15 protein-coding genes are annotated in these 14,370 nt (G+C 69.5%); 3 read left to right on the forward strand and 12 right to left on the reverse strand.

Features of this window, described 5'->3' with window-relative positions; translation table 11 throughout:
* Nucleotides 1-316: 316 nt before the first annotated feature.
* The 3 genes from AB3X07_RS00750 to AB3X07_RS00760 all read right to left on the reverse strand — a co-directional run bounded on the left by AB3X07_RS00750 (nt 317) and on the right by AB3X07_RS00760 (nt 3,324).
* On the reverse strand, nt 317-1,042 hold the full coding sequence (locus AB3X07_RS00750; RefSeq protein ID WP_369941866.1) for a DUF6882 domain-containing protein: 726 nt from the start codon (nt 1,040-1,042) through the stop codon (nt 317-319).
* The gene (locus AB3X07_RS00755) at nt 1,039-2,466 is read right to left on the reverse strand and encodes an amino acid permease (protein WP_369941868.1); all 1,428 of its coding nucleotides are present in this window, start codon (nt 2,464-2,466) and stop codon (nt 1,039-1,041) included. The genes AB3X07_RS00750 and AB3X07_RS00755 overlap by 4 nt, the downstream gene beginning before the upstream one ends.
* Nucleotides 2,467-2,700: 234 nt before the next feature.
* Entirely contained in the window at nt 2,701-3,324 is a 624-nt protein-coding gene (locus AB3X07_RS00760; protein WP_369941870.1) for a glutathione S-transferase family protein, read from the reverse strand.
* A gap of 246 nt (nt 3,325-3,570) precedes the next feature.
* On the opposite strand from AB3X07_RS00760, the gene rmuC reads away from it, so the two are divergent.
* Nucleotides 3,571-5,160 carry a DNA recombination protein RmuC gene (rmuC, locus tag AB3X07_RS00765; RefSeq protein ID WP_369941872.1) on the forward strand — a complete coding sequence of 530 codons (1,590 nt, stop codon included), beginning with the start codon at nt 3,571-3,573 and terminating at the stop codon, nt 5,158-5,160.
* A 144-nt stretch (nt 5,161-5,304) separates the two neighbouring features.
* Here rmuC and AB3X07_RS00770 read toward each other — a convergent pair whose 3' ends face one another.
* The gene (locus tag AB3X07_RS00770) at nt 5,305-6,006 is read right to left on the reverse strand and encodes a hypothetical protein (protein ID WP_369941874.1); all 702 of its coding nucleotides are present in this window, start codon (nt 6,004-6,006) and stop codon (nt 5,305-5,307) included.
* Between the two features lie 173 nt (nt 6,007-6,179).
* Between AB3X07_RS00770 and AB3X07_RS00775 the strand changes: the two genes are divergently transcribed.
* Complete coding sequence (locus AB3X07_RS00775; protein ID WP_369941876.1) at nt 6,180-6,722, forward strand: glutathione peroxidase; 543 nt, start codon at nt 6,180-6,182, stop codon at nt 6,720-6,722.
* Between the two features lie 1,404 nt (nt 6,723-8,126).
* Here AB3X07_RS00775 and AB3X07_RS00780 read toward each other — a convergent pair.
* From AB3X07_RS00780 to AB3X07_RS00805, 6 genes are all read right to left on the reverse strand, one after another.
* Nucleotides 8,127-9,203, reverse strand: a complete 1,077-nt coding sequence (locus tag AB3X07_RS00780; protein WP_369941878.1) for a VacJ family lipoprotein — start codon at nt 9,201-9,203, stop codon at nt 8,127-8,129.
* Between the two features lie 4 nt (nt 9,204-9,207).
* Nucleotides 9,208-9,504 (reverse strand): lipid asymmetry maintenance protein MlaB, encoded by a 297-nt coding sequence (locus AB3X07_RS00785; protein WP_369944857.1) that lies wholly within the window; start codon nt 9,502-9,504, stop codon nt 9,208-9,210.
* 7 nt (nt 9,505-9,511) lie between these two features.
* Nucleotides 9,512-10,180 carry an MlaC/ttg2D family ABC transporter substrate-binding protein gene (locus AB3X07_RS00790; protein ID WP_369941879.1) on the reverse strand — a complete coding sequence of 223 codons (669 nt, stop codon included), beginning with the start codon at nt 10,178-10,180 and terminating at the stop codon, nt 9,512-9,514.
* Nucleotides 10,177-10,722, reverse strand: a complete 546-nt coding sequence (mlaD, locus tag AB3X07_RS00795; RefSeq protein WP_369941881.1) for an outer membrane lipid asymmetry maintenance protein MlaD — start codon at nt 10,720-10,722, stop codon at nt 10,177-10,179. Before mlaD ends, AB3X07_RS00790 begins: the two co-directional genes overlap by 4 nt.
* Nucleotides 10,723-10,818: 96 nt before the next feature.
* Entirely contained in the window at nt 10,819-11,568 is a 750-nt protein-coding gene (locus tag AB3X07_RS00800) for an MlaE family lipid ABC transporter permease subunit (RefSeq protein ID WP_369941883.1), read from the reverse strand.
* Entirely contained in the window at nt 11,568-12,359 is a 792-nt protein-coding gene (locus AB3X07_RS00805) for an ABC transporter ATP-binding protein (RefSeq protein WP_369941885.1), read from the reverse strand. Before AB3X07_RS00805 ends, AB3X07_RS00800 begins: the two co-directional genes overlap by 1 nt.
* Nucleotides 12,360-12,961: 602 nt before the next feature.
* On the opposite strand from AB3X07_RS00805, the gene AB3X07_RS00810 reads away from it, so the two are divergent.
* The gene (locus tag AB3X07_RS00810) at nt 12,962-13,249 is read left to right on the forward strand and encodes a DUF6916 family protein (RefSeq protein ID WP_369944858.1); all 288 of its coding nucleotides are present in this window, start codon (nt 12,962-12,964) and stop codon (nt 13,247-13,249) included.
* On the opposite strand, the gene AB3X07_RS00815 is transcribed toward AB3X07_RS00810, so the two are convergent.
* The gene (locus AB3X07_RS00815; protein ID WP_369941887.1) at nt 13,242-13,811 is read right to left on the reverse strand and encodes a GNAT family N-acetyltransferase; all 570 of its coding nucleotides are present in this window, start codon (nt 13,809-13,811) and stop codon (nt 13,242-13,244) included. The genes AB3X07_RS00810 and AB3X07_RS00815 overlap by 8 nt on opposite strands.
* 8 nt (nt 13,812-13,819) lie before the next feature.
* Nucleotides 13,820-14,356 (reverse strand): phage tail protein, encoded by a 537-nt coding sequence (locus AB3X07_RS00820; protein WP_369941889.1) that lies wholly within the window; start codon nt 14,354-14,356, stop codon nt 13,820-13,822.
* Nucleotides 14,357-14,370: the final 14 nt, after the last annotated feature.

Genomic DNA, 14,370 nt, shown 5'->3' on the forward strand with positions numbered 1-14,370 from the left:
ATCCGGCTGTTCCTTCTCCCGTCGGGACCATGGCCCCCTTTTCGGGGGAAGGTGCCCCGCAGGGGCGGATGAGGGTACGGGCGAAGCCTCGTGCACCCAAACTCCGCGAGACGCTTTCGCGCCGCACCCTCACCCCAACCCCTCTCCCGACGGGAGAGGGGCTAAGCAGTTCCTTCTCCCATCGGGAGAAGGTGCCCCGAAGGGGCGGATGAGGGTACGGGCGAAGCCTCGTGCACCCAAACTTCGCGAGTCGCTTTCGCGCCGGACCCTCTCCCCAACCCCTCTCCCGACGGGAGAGGGGCTTAGGTGGCGGCGATTACTTTTTCCAGAACTGCCATTTCGGCGCCGGTTTTTTCGCCGTCTTGGGGTGCTGCTGCGGGGCGAGGTTGCCTTCCACTTGGGCCAACCGATCCAGCGCATCGAAGCTAAGCGTGATCTGACCGCCGCCGCGCACCGCGACGGTCTGCCCTGGCGCACGCTGTAGCGCATAGCCCTGATCCTCGAGAAAGCCCTCGGTCATCGCCCGGTTGTCGAGCGGAAACTGCGCGACCAGTTGCCCGAGCAAGCGGAGGACGCGCGGATCGTCGCAAGGCGCGAACACCTCGGCCGGAACATCGTCGAGCAGGAAGAACAGCGCGCCGCCCCGGTATGGGCCACGGTAGTAGCAGCGCGCGCTCAGCGCGGCGGCGAGCAGGGCCACCGAATGGCCGTCGTTGTCGTCGTCATCCAGCGGCAGCGAGGCCGTGACCAGCTCGGCCGGGCCCTCGCGCTCGCCGCGCGCGCGCAACGCATTGGCCGCGATCAGCAGGGGCTCCGGCAGGTTGCTGGCGGTATTGGCCCAGGCCCACAGCCAGGTGCCGCTGTCCTCGGCGGCGCTGCCCAGCAACTGCACCGGGAAGTGCAGGTCGTCGCCGAAGTGGGCGATGCCCTCGGACAACTCCAACCGCCAGCTACGCTCGCCGAGCACGTCGGCCAAGGCGATCTGGCGGGCGAAGGCGCTGCCGATGTGGCGCGCCAGGGTCGCCTGGAAGGCGGGCGTCACGATTGCGCGCCCTCACGCTGCAACCGGCTGTTGTGCCGCCCGTAGAGCAGGTAGGCCACCACGCCGATCGCGTTCCACAGCAGGAACCAGCCCTGCGTTTTGTACGGCAGGCTCCAGAACAGGTACAGGCAGCCGCCGATCGCCAGCGGTGCGACCACCCACGCCAGCGGCGTGCGGAACTTGCGGGCGCGCCCGGGTTCGCGCACGCGCAGTACCAGCAGGCACGCGGCGACCGCGATGAACGCGGCCAGGGTGCCGGCGTTGGCCAGCGCGGCGATCTCGTCCAGCCGCGCCACGCCGGCCAGCGCCGCCACCAGCACCGCGGTGAACAGCGTGGTCGCCACCGGCGTGCCGGTGCGCGCGCTGACCTTGGACAGCCCGCGCGGCAGCAGGCCGTCGCGCGACATCACGAAGAAGATCCGGCTCTGCCCGTACAGGAACGCCAGCAGCACGGTCGGCAGCGCGATCACCGCGGCCGCGGCGATCAGCGTCGCCGCCTTGCCCTGGCCGAGTTCGCGCAGGATCAGCGCCAGCGGCTCGGCGCTCTGCCCGAACACCGTGTAGCGCATCGCGCCGACCGCGGCCAGCGCCACCAGCACGTAGATCAGCGTGCAGCCGACCATCGAGCCGAGGATGCCGATCGCCAGGTCGCGCTCGGGCTTCTTGGTCTCCTCGGCCGCGGTGGAGATCGCGTCGAACCCGTAGAAGGCGAAGAAGATGATCGCCGCAGCCGCCATCACCCCGCGCTCGACACCGTCCGCGCCCACCGACTTGACGAAGCCGAACGGCATGAACGGCTCCATCCGCGCGCTGTCGAAATGCGGCAGCGCGATCGCCACGAACATGGTCAACGCGACGATCTTCACCACCACCAGCACCGCGTTGACGGTGGCGCTGGCCTGGGTGCCGACCATCAGCATGCCGGCGACCACGAAGGTGATCAGCACCGCCGGCAGGTTGACGAAGCCGCCCTTCACGTGCGGCCCGGCGGTCAGCCACAGCGGCAGGTCCACGCCCACGCCCTTGAGGAAGCCCACCGCATAGCCGGACCAGCCGACCGCGACCGTGCTGACCACCAGCGAGTACTCCAGGATCAGGCTCCAGCCGACCACCCAGGCGATGCTCTCGCCGAGCGCGACGTAGCTGTAGGTGTAGGCGCTGCCGGCGGTCGGCATCATCGTCGCCATTTCCGCGTAGGCCAGCGCGGCGCAGGCGCAGATCGCGCCGGCCACCGCGAAGGACAGCAGCACCGCCGGCCCGGCCAGGTGCGCGCCGACCCCGATCAGGGTGTAGATGCCGGTGCCGACGATCGCGCCGATGCCCAGCGCCACCAGGTGCGGCCAGCTCAGCGTCGGCACCAGCCGGCGTCCGGCCTCGTGGACGGTGACCAGATCGAGCGACTTGCGCCGGAACAGGAACGACATGCGGGCCTCGGAGACGACAGGACAAGCCCGCGAGTGTCGCCGAATGCGGTGCAGCAAAGCTATCGGCGGCGGCCACGGGCGGCGTGCTGCGGATGGCGCGGTGAGGGTGTCCTCGCCGACTCTGGCCGCGCGGACCACGCGCCCGCCGCGGCGGGGCACCGTGCGCGGACGGGTGGGACTCGACTCGCGCGCGCAAGCGGGCTTACGCACTGCGGCTCCCCGCCGCACCGTCCCTCAGGGCAGGCCGTTGCGCCCGTGGGCCAGGAACCCGGGGCGTGCCGACAGGCGCTCGTAGTACGCCGTCACCGCCGGGAGCGGCGGCCGCGCCATCGGCGTGGCCATCCAGCGCTGGGTGGACAGGCCGAGCACGATGTCGGCCAGGGTGAAGTGCGCACCCGCCGCATAGGCGCCGGTGCGCTGCAACTGCGCATCGAGGATGCCCATGTGCCGATGCCAGTCCTGCGTGCTGCGCGCGATCGCCGTGGCGTCGCGGTGGGCGGGGCTGTCGCGCACCAGCGCCAGGAACGCGTAGCGCCAGGCGGCGTTGAGGTCGGTGGCCTGCCAGTCCATCCACTGTTCGACCAGGGCGCGCGCCTGGGGCGCGTCCGGCAGCAGGTCCGTGCGCCGCTGCCGCGCCGCCAGATAGCGGCAGATGCTGTTGGATTCCCACAGCACGAAATCGCCATCGCGCAACACCGGCACCAGCGCGTTGGGGTTGAGCGCGCGCAACCCGGGGATATCCGCGGAGGCGACGCGGCTGTCGTGGTGCTGCCGGTCGATCGCCAGGTCCAGTTCCGTGCACAGCCAGAGCACCTTGCGCACGTTGATCGAGGACGACTTGCCGTAGAGAGCGAGCATGCGGACGCGGCGCGAAAGGGGCGTCGAGCGTGCCTCAGCGTGGCGTCCCGCGCAACGCGGCGGCGAACGCGCGGACGCGCGGACGGGCCGTGGCGCTTGCCGGCCACGGCCTGCGTGCCGCGCTGCCGCGTCCTCGCGATCGGTCCGCATCGCGCGTTGGGGCCACCGCGTGGCCGCCGGGAGTGGCACGTGCGCGACCGGCACGCGCGGCGCAGCGCCTGAGACGCGGCCGGCTACACTGGCGGCATGCAAACCGATTTCCATTTCCTGATCCTGGCCGGCCTGCTGTGCGTGGTCGTGGCGCTGTTGCTGGCCGTGCTGCTGCGCCGTTCCAACCACACGGCGCTGGAGCAGGTCCTGCGCGAGGAACAACGCAACGGCCGCGGCGAACTGCGCGAACAGCTCGACAGCCTGGCCCGCCAGCAGGACGCGCGCAGCGAGAGCTTCGCCCGCCATCTGGCCGACCTGTCCACCCGCACCGACCAGCGCCTGGACCTGCTGCGCGAGGCGCTGACCGAGGACGCGCGACGCGGCCGGATCGAGGCGGGCGAGGCGCAGCAGCGCGTGGCCGAACTGCTGAACCAGCGCCTGGTCGAGATGCGCGGCCAGCTTGACGCGTTCGGCCAGCAGCAGGACGCGCGCATGCTGCACTTCGGCCAGCAGCAGAGCGAGCTGATCGCGCGCATCGACGCGCACCTGACCGCGCTGCGCGAGACCCTGGTCGAGGACGCGCGCAAGGCTCGCCTGGAAGGCGCCGAATCGCAGCAGCGCTTCGCCGACGCGCTCGGGCAGCGGCTCAACGAACTGATCCAGCGCAACGAGCAGCGCATCGGCGAGATGCGCGGCACCCTGGAAGAGCGGTTGAAGGAGTTGCAGGCCGACAACGCGGCCAAGCTCGAGCAGATGCGCGGCACCGTCGACGAGAAACTGCAGACCACGCTCAACACGCGCCTGGACGCCTCGTTCAAGCTGGTGTCCGAGCGGCTCGAGCAGGTCCAGCGCGGCCTGGGCGAGATGCAGCAGCTGGCCACCGGCGTCGGCGACCTCAAGCGCGTGCTGAGCAACGTCAAGAACCGCGGCGGCTGGGGCGAGGTGCAACTGGAGAACATCCTGGAGCAGACCCTGACCCAGGAGCAGTACGCGCGCGGCGTGCGGGTGCGCCCGGAGCGCAACGAAATGGTCGATTTCGCGGTGCGCCTGCCCGGCCGCGGCCACGAGGACACGCCGGTGTGGCTGCCGATCGACGCCAAGTTCCCGCGCGAGGACTACGAGCGCCTGCTCGACGCGCAGGAACAGGGCGACCCGGAGCTGGTGCAGGCGATGGGCGCGCAGCTGGAACGCGCGATCCGGGTGCAGGCCAAGTCGATCTGCGACAAGTACATCGCCCCGCCGCACACCACCGACTTCGCGGTGATGTTCCTGCCCACCGAGGGCCTGTACGCCGAAACCCTGCGCCGTCCCGGCCTGGCCGACCTGCTGCAGCGCGAGTACCGCATCGTCGTCGCCGGGCCGACCACGATCACCGCCCTGCTCAACAGCCTGCAGATGGGCTTCCGTACCCTGGCCATCGAGCAACGCTCCAGCGAGGTGTGGGGCGTGTTGGCGGCGGTCAAGAGCGAGTTCGGCAAGTTCGCCGGTATCCTGGAGAAGGCCGAGAAGCAGATCAGCACGGTCGGCAAGAGCCTGGGCGAGGCCAGCCGCAAGACCCGCACCATCGAGCGCCGTCTGCGCGGCGTGGAGACGTTGTCCGATGCGCAGGCCGCGCCGTTGCTGGACCTGTCGCTGCCGCTGGACGACGCCGAGGCGGACGAGCCCGCAGGCGACGACCGGGAGTGAGCCTGGGCCGCGGCGCGCCGGCCGCGCGATGCGGGCGGGACGGCGCTGGCGGCTGCGGCGTACTGGCCGACGCGACGTGGGGGCGGCGAACCACGGGTTGCCGCGGCCTTGTGCCACTGCTCGGCTGATCGCCTCCGGCCGTGGTCAGCAGGGGGCGCTCAGGTGCGCGATGACGCCGGCATAGGCCGCGTCGGAGATGGTCGGTCCCCATCCGGGGCCTTGCGGCAGCAAGGGCGCCAGCCGCGCGTCGAGAACGTGCTGGCGCGAACTGCCGGCGAGATCCAGCGTGGTCAGCAGGAAGCCGATGGCGTCGCGATGATCGCTGGTGTAGAGCGCGCTCAATCCGATTTCCGTCGAGACATCCACCAGGCGGCCGGGAACACCGAGCAGCTCCTGGTGCGTCTGCTGGAACGCGCTCGGCGTCGGATCGCCGCGTCCGTTGATCGGCAGGCAGGCGCCGCGGAGGTCCCACCGCGGCAGATCGTCCTCGATCAGCACGGACACCTGGTGGCGCGCCAGCGCGCACAGTTCGTCGGACAGGCGCGCGCGATCGAGGAAGTAGCGGTACACGGTCAAGCCGCCGAGCGCCTGCATCGAGCGGATGGTCAAGGAGCGCAGGAAAGCGTCGTCCAATGGCATGAGGAGTTCCGGAAGCGCAGGGCCGAGGCGATCGCGATGGCTGAGCCGACGTCTGCGCTGGTGCTGTATCCACGGTGCCGATGTCCGCGCGTCGGGCGTGCGGGCCTGGGTAAGGATGCGAATGGGGTGGTGCATCCGCAGTATTTCATGGATGGCAGCAGCGATGGCGGTGGTGGCGATTCCGGTGCCACGCGGCGTGCGAGGCAAGCCTTGCCTGCAACGCCGGTCGCGCCATCCATGCTTGGCCTTCTGCGTCCGTCGAATGCACGTGCGCTGCGGGCATTTCGGTAGTGCAACCAAAGCTCAATGACACCGTCGGCGACGGCGACCAGCAGGCGTGCCAAGGTTTATGCTGGCGCTCCCATTTCGGAGAGTCTTCCATGTCCCAGTCGCTGCAAACCATCCCGCTGACCCGCATCGACGGCCAGCCGACCACCCTGGCCGACTTCGGCGGCAAGGTGTTGCTGCTCGTCAACGTCGCCTCCAAGTGCGGGCTGACCAAGCAGTACGAAGGGCTGGAGGCGCTGTACCGCGAAAAGCATGCGGATGGGCTGGAGGTGTTGGGTTTTCCGGCCAACGACTTCAAGGGCCAGGAGCCGGGCAGCGACGAGGAGATCCAGCAGTTCTGCCAGCTCACCTACGACGTGACCTTCCCGATGTTCGCCAAGATCGCGGTCACCGGCGAGGCGACGCATCCGCTGTACCGCGCGTTGATCGCCGCGCAGCCGCAGGCCGAGGGCGAGGGCCCGATGCGCGAGCAATTGCGCGGTTACGGCATCGACCCCAATCCGGCGCCGGGCGTGCTGTGGAACTTCGAGAAGTTCCTGGTCGGCCGCGACGGCCAGGTGCTCGGGCGTTTCGCACCGGACGTGACCGCCGAGGATCCGCGTCTGCGTGCGGCGATCGAGGCGGCGCTGGGGTAACGGTTTGCGGCGCGTGACGCCGTGAGGTGTGGTGCCTGGGGATCTGGAGACGCTTTGGGGCTTCCGGGTGGCTGGTGATCGCGCCGAAAAGGGTATGGGTCCGCTGCGGTTTTCCGGCTTCGTTCGTCGCGGCTGAAGCCGCTCCTACAGAAGAAGGCCTGCGCTCGTAGTGGCCGCCGGTTTGAATGTCGTGGCGTTGCCGAACCGGTGCGGTTGCCATGCCGTTAGCTTGTCCTGCCGCTGCCGCTGCCGCTGCCGCTGCCGCTGCAGTTTTGGCTTTTGCTTTTGACTTGTCGGGTTCCCTTCCGTAGCGGCGGAGGGACCGGGGAAACACCCCGAAGGGGCGGCGCACATGGATGTGCGCCGTCCGCGGCAGGGGCAGGATGCCCCTTCCGCGGATCCCCGGAGCCTCCGCGGACCCGGAGCGCGTAGCGCGGAGGGCGCGAAGGCAGGGCGTGTTTTCTTTTGGTTACTTTTCTTTGCACGAGCAAAGAAAAGTAACTCGCCGCAAGGCGAAAGCCTTTGCTGTTGCTTGGGATTTGCGTGTCGGACGAGGGGCGTTGTAGGAGCGGCTTCAGCCGCGACCAGGGCCATGGCGATGGTCGGTCTGTCGCGGCTGAAGCCGCTCCTACAAAGAGCGTTAGAGCATTAGAGCCATAGCCAGAGCTTCCGCTGACGCGGGTCACTTTTCTTTGCTTGTGCAAAGAAAAGTAACCAAAAGAAAGCACACCCCGCAGCGCGCCCTCCGCGCTGCGCGCTCCGGGTCCGCAGCCACGACGGGGATTCGCGGAAGGGGCATCCTGCCCCTGCCGCGAACGGCGCACATCCATGTGCGCCGCCCTTCGGGTTTTTCCCCGCCGTGGCTGCCGCGCCGAGGGGACCCGGTAGATCAACAGCCAAGCAACAACAACAACAACAGCAGCAGCAAAAGCAACAGCAACAAAAGCAACAGCAACAAAAGCAACAGCAACAGCAACGACCCCGCTGTACTCGGCGCTGGTCGGTGGTGCGCTGGTCGGGCTAGCGATCCTGGAATAACAGCGGCAACAGTGGTGGAAGGTTGGCGTCCTACGATCACTGTTCGCCCCGTTTGCCAAGCCGGCGACACTGCCCGCTCACGATGTCGATGACGCGGTATGGATCGCGAGGAAAGCCAGTCACAACATCCGGCCGAAGCTGGCTCTGCGTGCACTCAAGCGACTCAGCGGCCCCCACCGCAGCGTTTCAGGATCGGTAGCGCGTCCATCACCATCGGTACGGGTGGGGACGGCTAGCACGCGCTCCCAATCCCGCGGCAAGGGACGCTCAAATTCGCATGTCCCTTGCGTGCGGATGGCAAGGAACCCCACGCCAAAAAAAACCCGGCCGAAGCCGGGTTTCTCGTGCATCACGAAATCAGGCAGCTCAGCGGCTGCCGCCACGCCACTCCGGGATCGGCATCGCGTCCACCGGTACCGTCGGATTGGTCTCTTCCTCGCGCAGATAGTCCGGCAGATCGTCGTCCTGGCGCTTGTGGTGGCTGCGCAGATCGGCCTCGATCTGATACGTGCGGCGCTGCATCCACGCATCGCGGGTCAGCTGGTACTCGTCCGGCGCGTTGTCGCGCATGCTGTCCAGCGACAGCAACTGTGCGCGCGTGTCCACCAACTGCAGGCCCTGCAGGCCGATGCGGACCGTGTCCTCCTCGACCTGTCGCAATGGCGACAACGGCGCGTCGCCGGCCAGGCCGAACACGTCGCGCACCGTGCGCGGGCCGAACAACGGCAACTCCACATAGCGCGAGCGGCGCCAGCCCCACGCGCCCAGCGTCTGGCCGAAGTCCTCGCTGCGCCGCGGCAGCTTGGCGTCGGTCGCCGGATCGAGGAAGCCGCCGATGCCCAGCGTGCTGTTGATCAGGAACCGGCCCAGGGTCTGGCCGGCCTGCAGCGGACGGCCCTGCAGCAACTGGTTGACCATGGTCAGCGGCGAACTGAGGTTGTCGAAGAAGTTGGTCACGCCCAACCGTACCGGCCGCGGCACCACGTTGACGTAGGCGCGCGCCAGCGGCCGCGCCACCGTGCGGTCGACCACGTTGTTGAACTTGTGCACCTTGCGGTTGAACTTCTCCCACGGATCGTAGCTCTGCGGCACGGTGACGCCGGCCGGCAGGGTCGGATCGGCGACCGGGTTGTACGGGTCGCTGCCGTACAGCGCCGCGTAGTCGTCCTCGGCCGCGGTCGGCGTGGCGCCGCCGGTGGGCGGCACGCTGGCCGGTGCGGCCGCCGCGTCGCCGGCCTCGGCCGGCATCGGCGTCGACGCCTGCGCATCGGCCGCCTGCCTCGCCGCTTCGGATGCCTGCGCGGCCGTGTCGGCGGCGTCGGCGGCCGGCATGGTGCTGGTCGTCGCTGCCGGCGGCGGTGGGGGTGTGCGCTTGGGCGCGCCGGCGCAGGCGCCCAGTGCGGCGACCAGGGCCAGGGAGGTGAGGATACGCAGCACGTTCATGGGGTCAGCTCGCCGCCGGGGGAGATTGGAAATCCAGGGTCGGCGCCAGCCGGTAGGCGGCGCTCAATTCGGTCAGGCCGGCCGGGGCGCCGTGCAGGGCGACCTCGGCCTGGCCCTGGGCGCGCAACCGCGCGGCCAGTTCGGCGAGCAGCGCCAGGCCGGCGCTGTCCACCTGGGTCACCTCGCGCAGGTCCAGCGCGCGCGCGCCGGCCAGCAACGGCAGCGCCGCCGGCCACAATGCGGTGGCGGCGGTGCGGTCGAGCACGCCGCTCAGCGCGAGCGTGTCGCCGTCGCGGCGCAGGCGCGGGTCACTTCTTGCCACTGTCGCTCGCCGGTGCGACCTGCAGCGCGCCATTGCGCAGGTCGGCCGCGACCTGCGCGATCGACTTGGTGCGCAGCGGCGTGTCGAACTGGTTGCGGAAGGTTTGCACGTAGGACACGCCTTCCACCATCACGTCGAAGATCTTCCAGGTGCCGCCGTTGTTGCGCAGCAGGTAGTCGACCGGAATCGGATCGCCGCCGCTGCGCAGCAGTTCGGTGGAGACCTTGGCGCCGCGGCCGCCCGGCAACGGCGATTCCGACTTCACCCGCACCTGCGGCTTGCCTTCGAAGGTCAGCAGCGAGCTGCCATAGCGCTGCATCAGGTTGTCGGCCATCGCGTCGGCGAACAGCTTGACGTCGGCGTCGGAGGCGCCGCGGCCGTGCACGCCCAGCACCAGGCGCGCGGCGTAGTCGCGGTCGAAGGACTTGTTCATCTCGCTGTCGATGAACTGCTTGAGCGCGGCGCTGTTGCTCTTGAACTCGGCGCGGCGTTGTTCCAGCGTGGTCAGGATGCGGGTGCTGTTGTCGAGCACGACCTTGCTCGCCGAGCCCTGCTGGGACGCCGACGCGGCGGGCGCGGCCTGGGCCAGCGCGAGGGTGGGGGCGGCGAGGGCCAGCGCGGCGGCCAGCGCGGTGCGGAGCAGTGTGTTGGTCATGGCTTGGGTTCCGTTTCCGTAGAGGGAGTGGCGGGGTTCGCTGAGGCTGCCGCATCGGGTGTTGCGTTCTTGTCGCCGCCGCCACTGCCGCCGCCGAACATGTACTTGCCGACCAGCTGGATCAGGTCCACCGCCGGCTGGGTGAAGGCGATCTCCTGGCCCGGCTTGAGCGTGTCCGGATCGCCGCCGGGCTGCAGCCCGACGTAGCTTTCGCCGAGCAGGCCGCTGGTCAGGATGCCGGCCGAGGTGTCCGCCGGCAGGTCCTTGTAGCGGTCGTCGATGGCCAGGGTCACGACCGAGTCGAACTTGGCCGGATCCAGCTCGATCTTGGCCACCTGGCCGATGATCACCCCGCCGATCTTCACCGGCGCCTGCTGGCGCAACTGGCCGATCTGCGAGAAGCGGGCGATCAGCTCGTAGCGACCGCCGCCGAAGCCCCACTGGCGGTTGGTGGAGGCGAGCGCCAGCACCAGCAGCGAGGCCAGGCCCAGCAGCAGGAAGGCGCCGACGGCGAACTCGAGACGGGGACCACGGATAGCCATAACGTGTCTACCTTGTTGATTCATCCGGGCCGCGGCGACAGTGCCGCAGCCGTTACAGCATGGCCCGCCGGCGCGGCGGGCCGTGGCCTGCGGTTCCTACTGGAACAGCAGCGCCGACAGCACGAAATTGAACATCAGCACCAGCAGCGAGGCGTTCACCACCGCGCGGGTGGTGGCCACCGAGGTGCCCTCGATGGTCGGCTCGGCATGAAAGCCGACGTAGGACGCGACCAGCGCCGCGGTGCCGCCGAACACCGCCGACTTCAGCATCGCCACGCCGAAGTCGTCCCAGAAATCCACGCTGCTGGCCAACGCCGACCAGAACGTGCCGCGGTCCAGGCCGAGCACGTTCACCGCCTCGAAGTAGCTGGCGCTGATCGCCAGCGAGCAGAAGATGCCGGTCAGCAGCGGCACGGTCAGCACGGCCGCCCAGAAGCGCGGCGCCACGGCCTTGGCCACCGGGTCGATCGCCATCAGCTCCAGCGCCTTGATCTGGTCGGTGGCGCGCATCAGCCCCAGTTCGGCGGCGATGGAACTGCCGGCGCGGCCGATGAACAGCAGCGCGGTCAGCACCGGCGCCAGTTCGCGGTACAGCGACAGCCCCAGCAGCGTGGACAGCGCATCGGACGCGCCATAGGTCTGCAGCGTGCGGTAGCCCTGCAGGGTCAGCACCAGGCCGACGAAGGCGCCGCCGACCGCGATGATCGGCAGCGAGCGCGCGCCGACCTTGTAGATCTCGCGGACCAGCTCGGCCAGGAAATCGCGGGTCGGCAGCGAGCCGCGCAGCACGGTGACCGAGAACAGCCCGGCGCGGCCCAGCGCGCGGATCGAGGCGACGGCGCCCATCAGGCGGCACTCCGCGCGCGCGCCGGCGCATCGAACGGAATCGGGCCGTCCGGGCGGCCGTGCAGGAACTGCTGCAGCAGCGGATCGGTGCTGGCCTGCAGCGCGTCCGGGGTGCCGGCGAAGACCACCCCGCCATTGGCGATGGCCACCGCCTGGTCGCAGATCGGCAGGGTTTCGTGGACGTGGTGGCTGACGATGATGCTGGTCAGGCCCAGGGTGTCGTTGAGGCGCTGGATCAGGCTCATGATCACCCCGGAGGCGATCGGGTCCAGGCCGGTCAGCGGTTCGTCGTAGATCATCAGCGGCGGGTCCAGGGCCAGCGCGCGGGCCAGCGCCACGCGCCGCGCCATGCCGCCGGACAACTCGCGCGGCCAGGCGTCGGCGGCGGCGAGCAGGCCCACCGCGTGCAGCTTCAGCGCCACCAGCCGCTGCAGCACCGGCTCGGGCAGGCGGGTGTGTGCGCGCAGCGGCAGCGCCACGTTCTCGGCCACGCTCAGGTCGGTGAGCAGCCCGTTGCCCTGCAGCAGCACGCCGATGCTCTTGCGCGTCTCGCGCAGCGCGCGGCTGCCGCGCGGCAGCGGCTGGCCGAACACCTCGACCGTGCCGGCGACCGGAATCAACTCGCCGGTCAGCGCCGCCAGCAGCGTCGACTTGCCGCTGCCCGACGGGCCGAGCACGGCGGTGATGCTGCCGCGCGGCACCGCCAGCGAGACGTCGCGCAGGATCGCGCGGCCGCCCCGGTCGATGCGCACACCCGACAACTGCACCAGGTTGGATTCGGAAGACGCCATCGCGGCCCTTAACGAAAAATCAACATAGGATTGAACCAGTCCGCTGAACTTAACCGAACTGGGCCGTGCAGTATTGTCGCACTCGCGGCGCCCGCGTGCGCACGGTCCGGGAATGCCGTACATGCAACAGCGTGTATCGATGTGCGCCGCGGTGGCGGCCGGGAAGGGCGCGTCGCCGTCTGCCGACCACCCCGCTTCGCGTCGCCGCTGTTGGGATGCGTCTCGCGCCGCCGCGCACGGCGTCGGCACTGATGGGGGGCACGTCGGTGGCTGTGATGGGTAGCCATCGACAAATGCGTAAGCCTGGGTCGAAGTCGGTGCGCTGGCGTGATGGCGGCCGACAGTCGCTGCCGCAGGAAGGAAGGGCGCCGCTTGGCGCCAACGCAAGCGTTGCGTGGACGCAGCTCGCGATGCATGAGCCCGATGCCACGGGCAGCGGCGCACAGGTACATTCCGATTCGGTGCATGGAGGTTGTCGTGCACTGCGCCGACGCCATGCGTTCGCTATGCCGATGTGGACAGTTGCGCGCCCATGCTTGTATCGGGCGCGATGGAACGCGAGGATGCATGGCGGTAATCGCGCCGCCGACAGGGAGGAGTGGATGGAGCTGCTGACGCTTGAGCATTTCGCCGGAAGCGTGAACGAGACCTTCGCCGCGGACTTGAACGAAGGCGAGGTTCCCTTCGTGCTGGTCGAGGCACGGCCGCTGCCGGTCAAGTCGAACATGCATCGCGCGCCGTTCTCGCTGCTGTTCCGCAACACGTCCTCGTTCCTGTTTCCGCAGCAGACCTACCGCATGCGCCATCCGCGCCTGGGCGAGGTGGGCATCTTCCTGGTGCCGGTGGCGCGCGAGCGCGACGGCTTCCTGTACCAGGCGGTCTTCAACTGACCGATACGGCCGCGCCTGGCGCGGCCTGCCACCGCATGGCCAGGTGGGTCTGGCTGGAGCCGGTGGCGACGAAGCCCAGCCGCGCGTACAGCCGCTGCGCGGCGGGATTGGCATGCAGCACATGCAGCGACAACGCGCATCCGGCGGCCTGCGCCAGCGCCTGCGCATGCGCGACCAGCGCCGTGCCCAGGCGGTGGCCGCGCCGCTCCGGCAGCAGGCTGATGTCCACCAACACATGCGGCGCGGCGCTGCGGTCCAGATACAGCCGACCGGCCGGCCCCTTTGCGGTATCGACGATCAGGAAATCGGCGGCGGCGAATGTATGCAGGTAATGCGCATGCTGCAACGCGAACTGCTGGTCGAGGAAGGCGCGCTTGGCGGACTCCGGCCATGGCACCGCCGCCAGTTCCTCGCTGCGCGTGCTGGCGTAAAGGGCACGCAGCCAGGGCAGGTCGTCGGCGTGCGCGGCACGCAGGTGGGCGCCGAGCGCGAGCAGCGCGCGCGGCTGCTCGATGGCGTCGGGCCCGGCGGGAAAGTCGGGGCCCGACGCGGTCGTGGCCATGCCGCAGCTCAACTGAAGACGGGATAGTCGCCCGAGAGCGCGATGCAGAAATTCACCGCCAGGTAGGGCTGCCGGTTCTCGTGGGCCTGGCCGGTGCCGGTGGGCAGCAGCATGGTCGGGGAGAACTGCTTGTCGGGCGCGACCGCCAGGAACGGGCGCTCGTTGTTGACGTTCAATGATGACAAGCCCGCACCGCTGACAGGCGCGCCGGCCTTCTTGGCCGGATCGGCCTGCGAGAATGCGTTGACCCCATGCTGATGCATCGGGATCTCCGTACTCGACAGGCTCACCCCTGCGGAACCGAACGTGCTACCCAGCGTGTGCGGGGTCAGGCCCGGACCCGGACCCTGCTGGCAGCCGGCGCGCGCGGTGAAGTTCGGCAACTGGAAGGTGCTGCTGCCGTTGCCGCCGTAGGCCACGCCGAGCAGCGAATACAGCGCGCTGTTCTGCGTGATCGGCAGGACGGCGCCGTTGCACAAGGCCCAGCCATACGGGTTGTAGTCGAAGCCGAACAGCTGGATTTCGCCGAGATAGGGTTCGGTCATGAGCGGATTCCTCC

It is taken from the genome of Xanthomonas sp. DAR 35659 (genome assembly GCF_041242975.1).
Taxonomy (GTDB): domain Bacteria; phylum Pseudomonadota; class Gammaproteobacteria; order Xanthomonadales; family Xanthomonadaceae; genus Xanthomonas_A; species Xanthomonas_A medicagonis.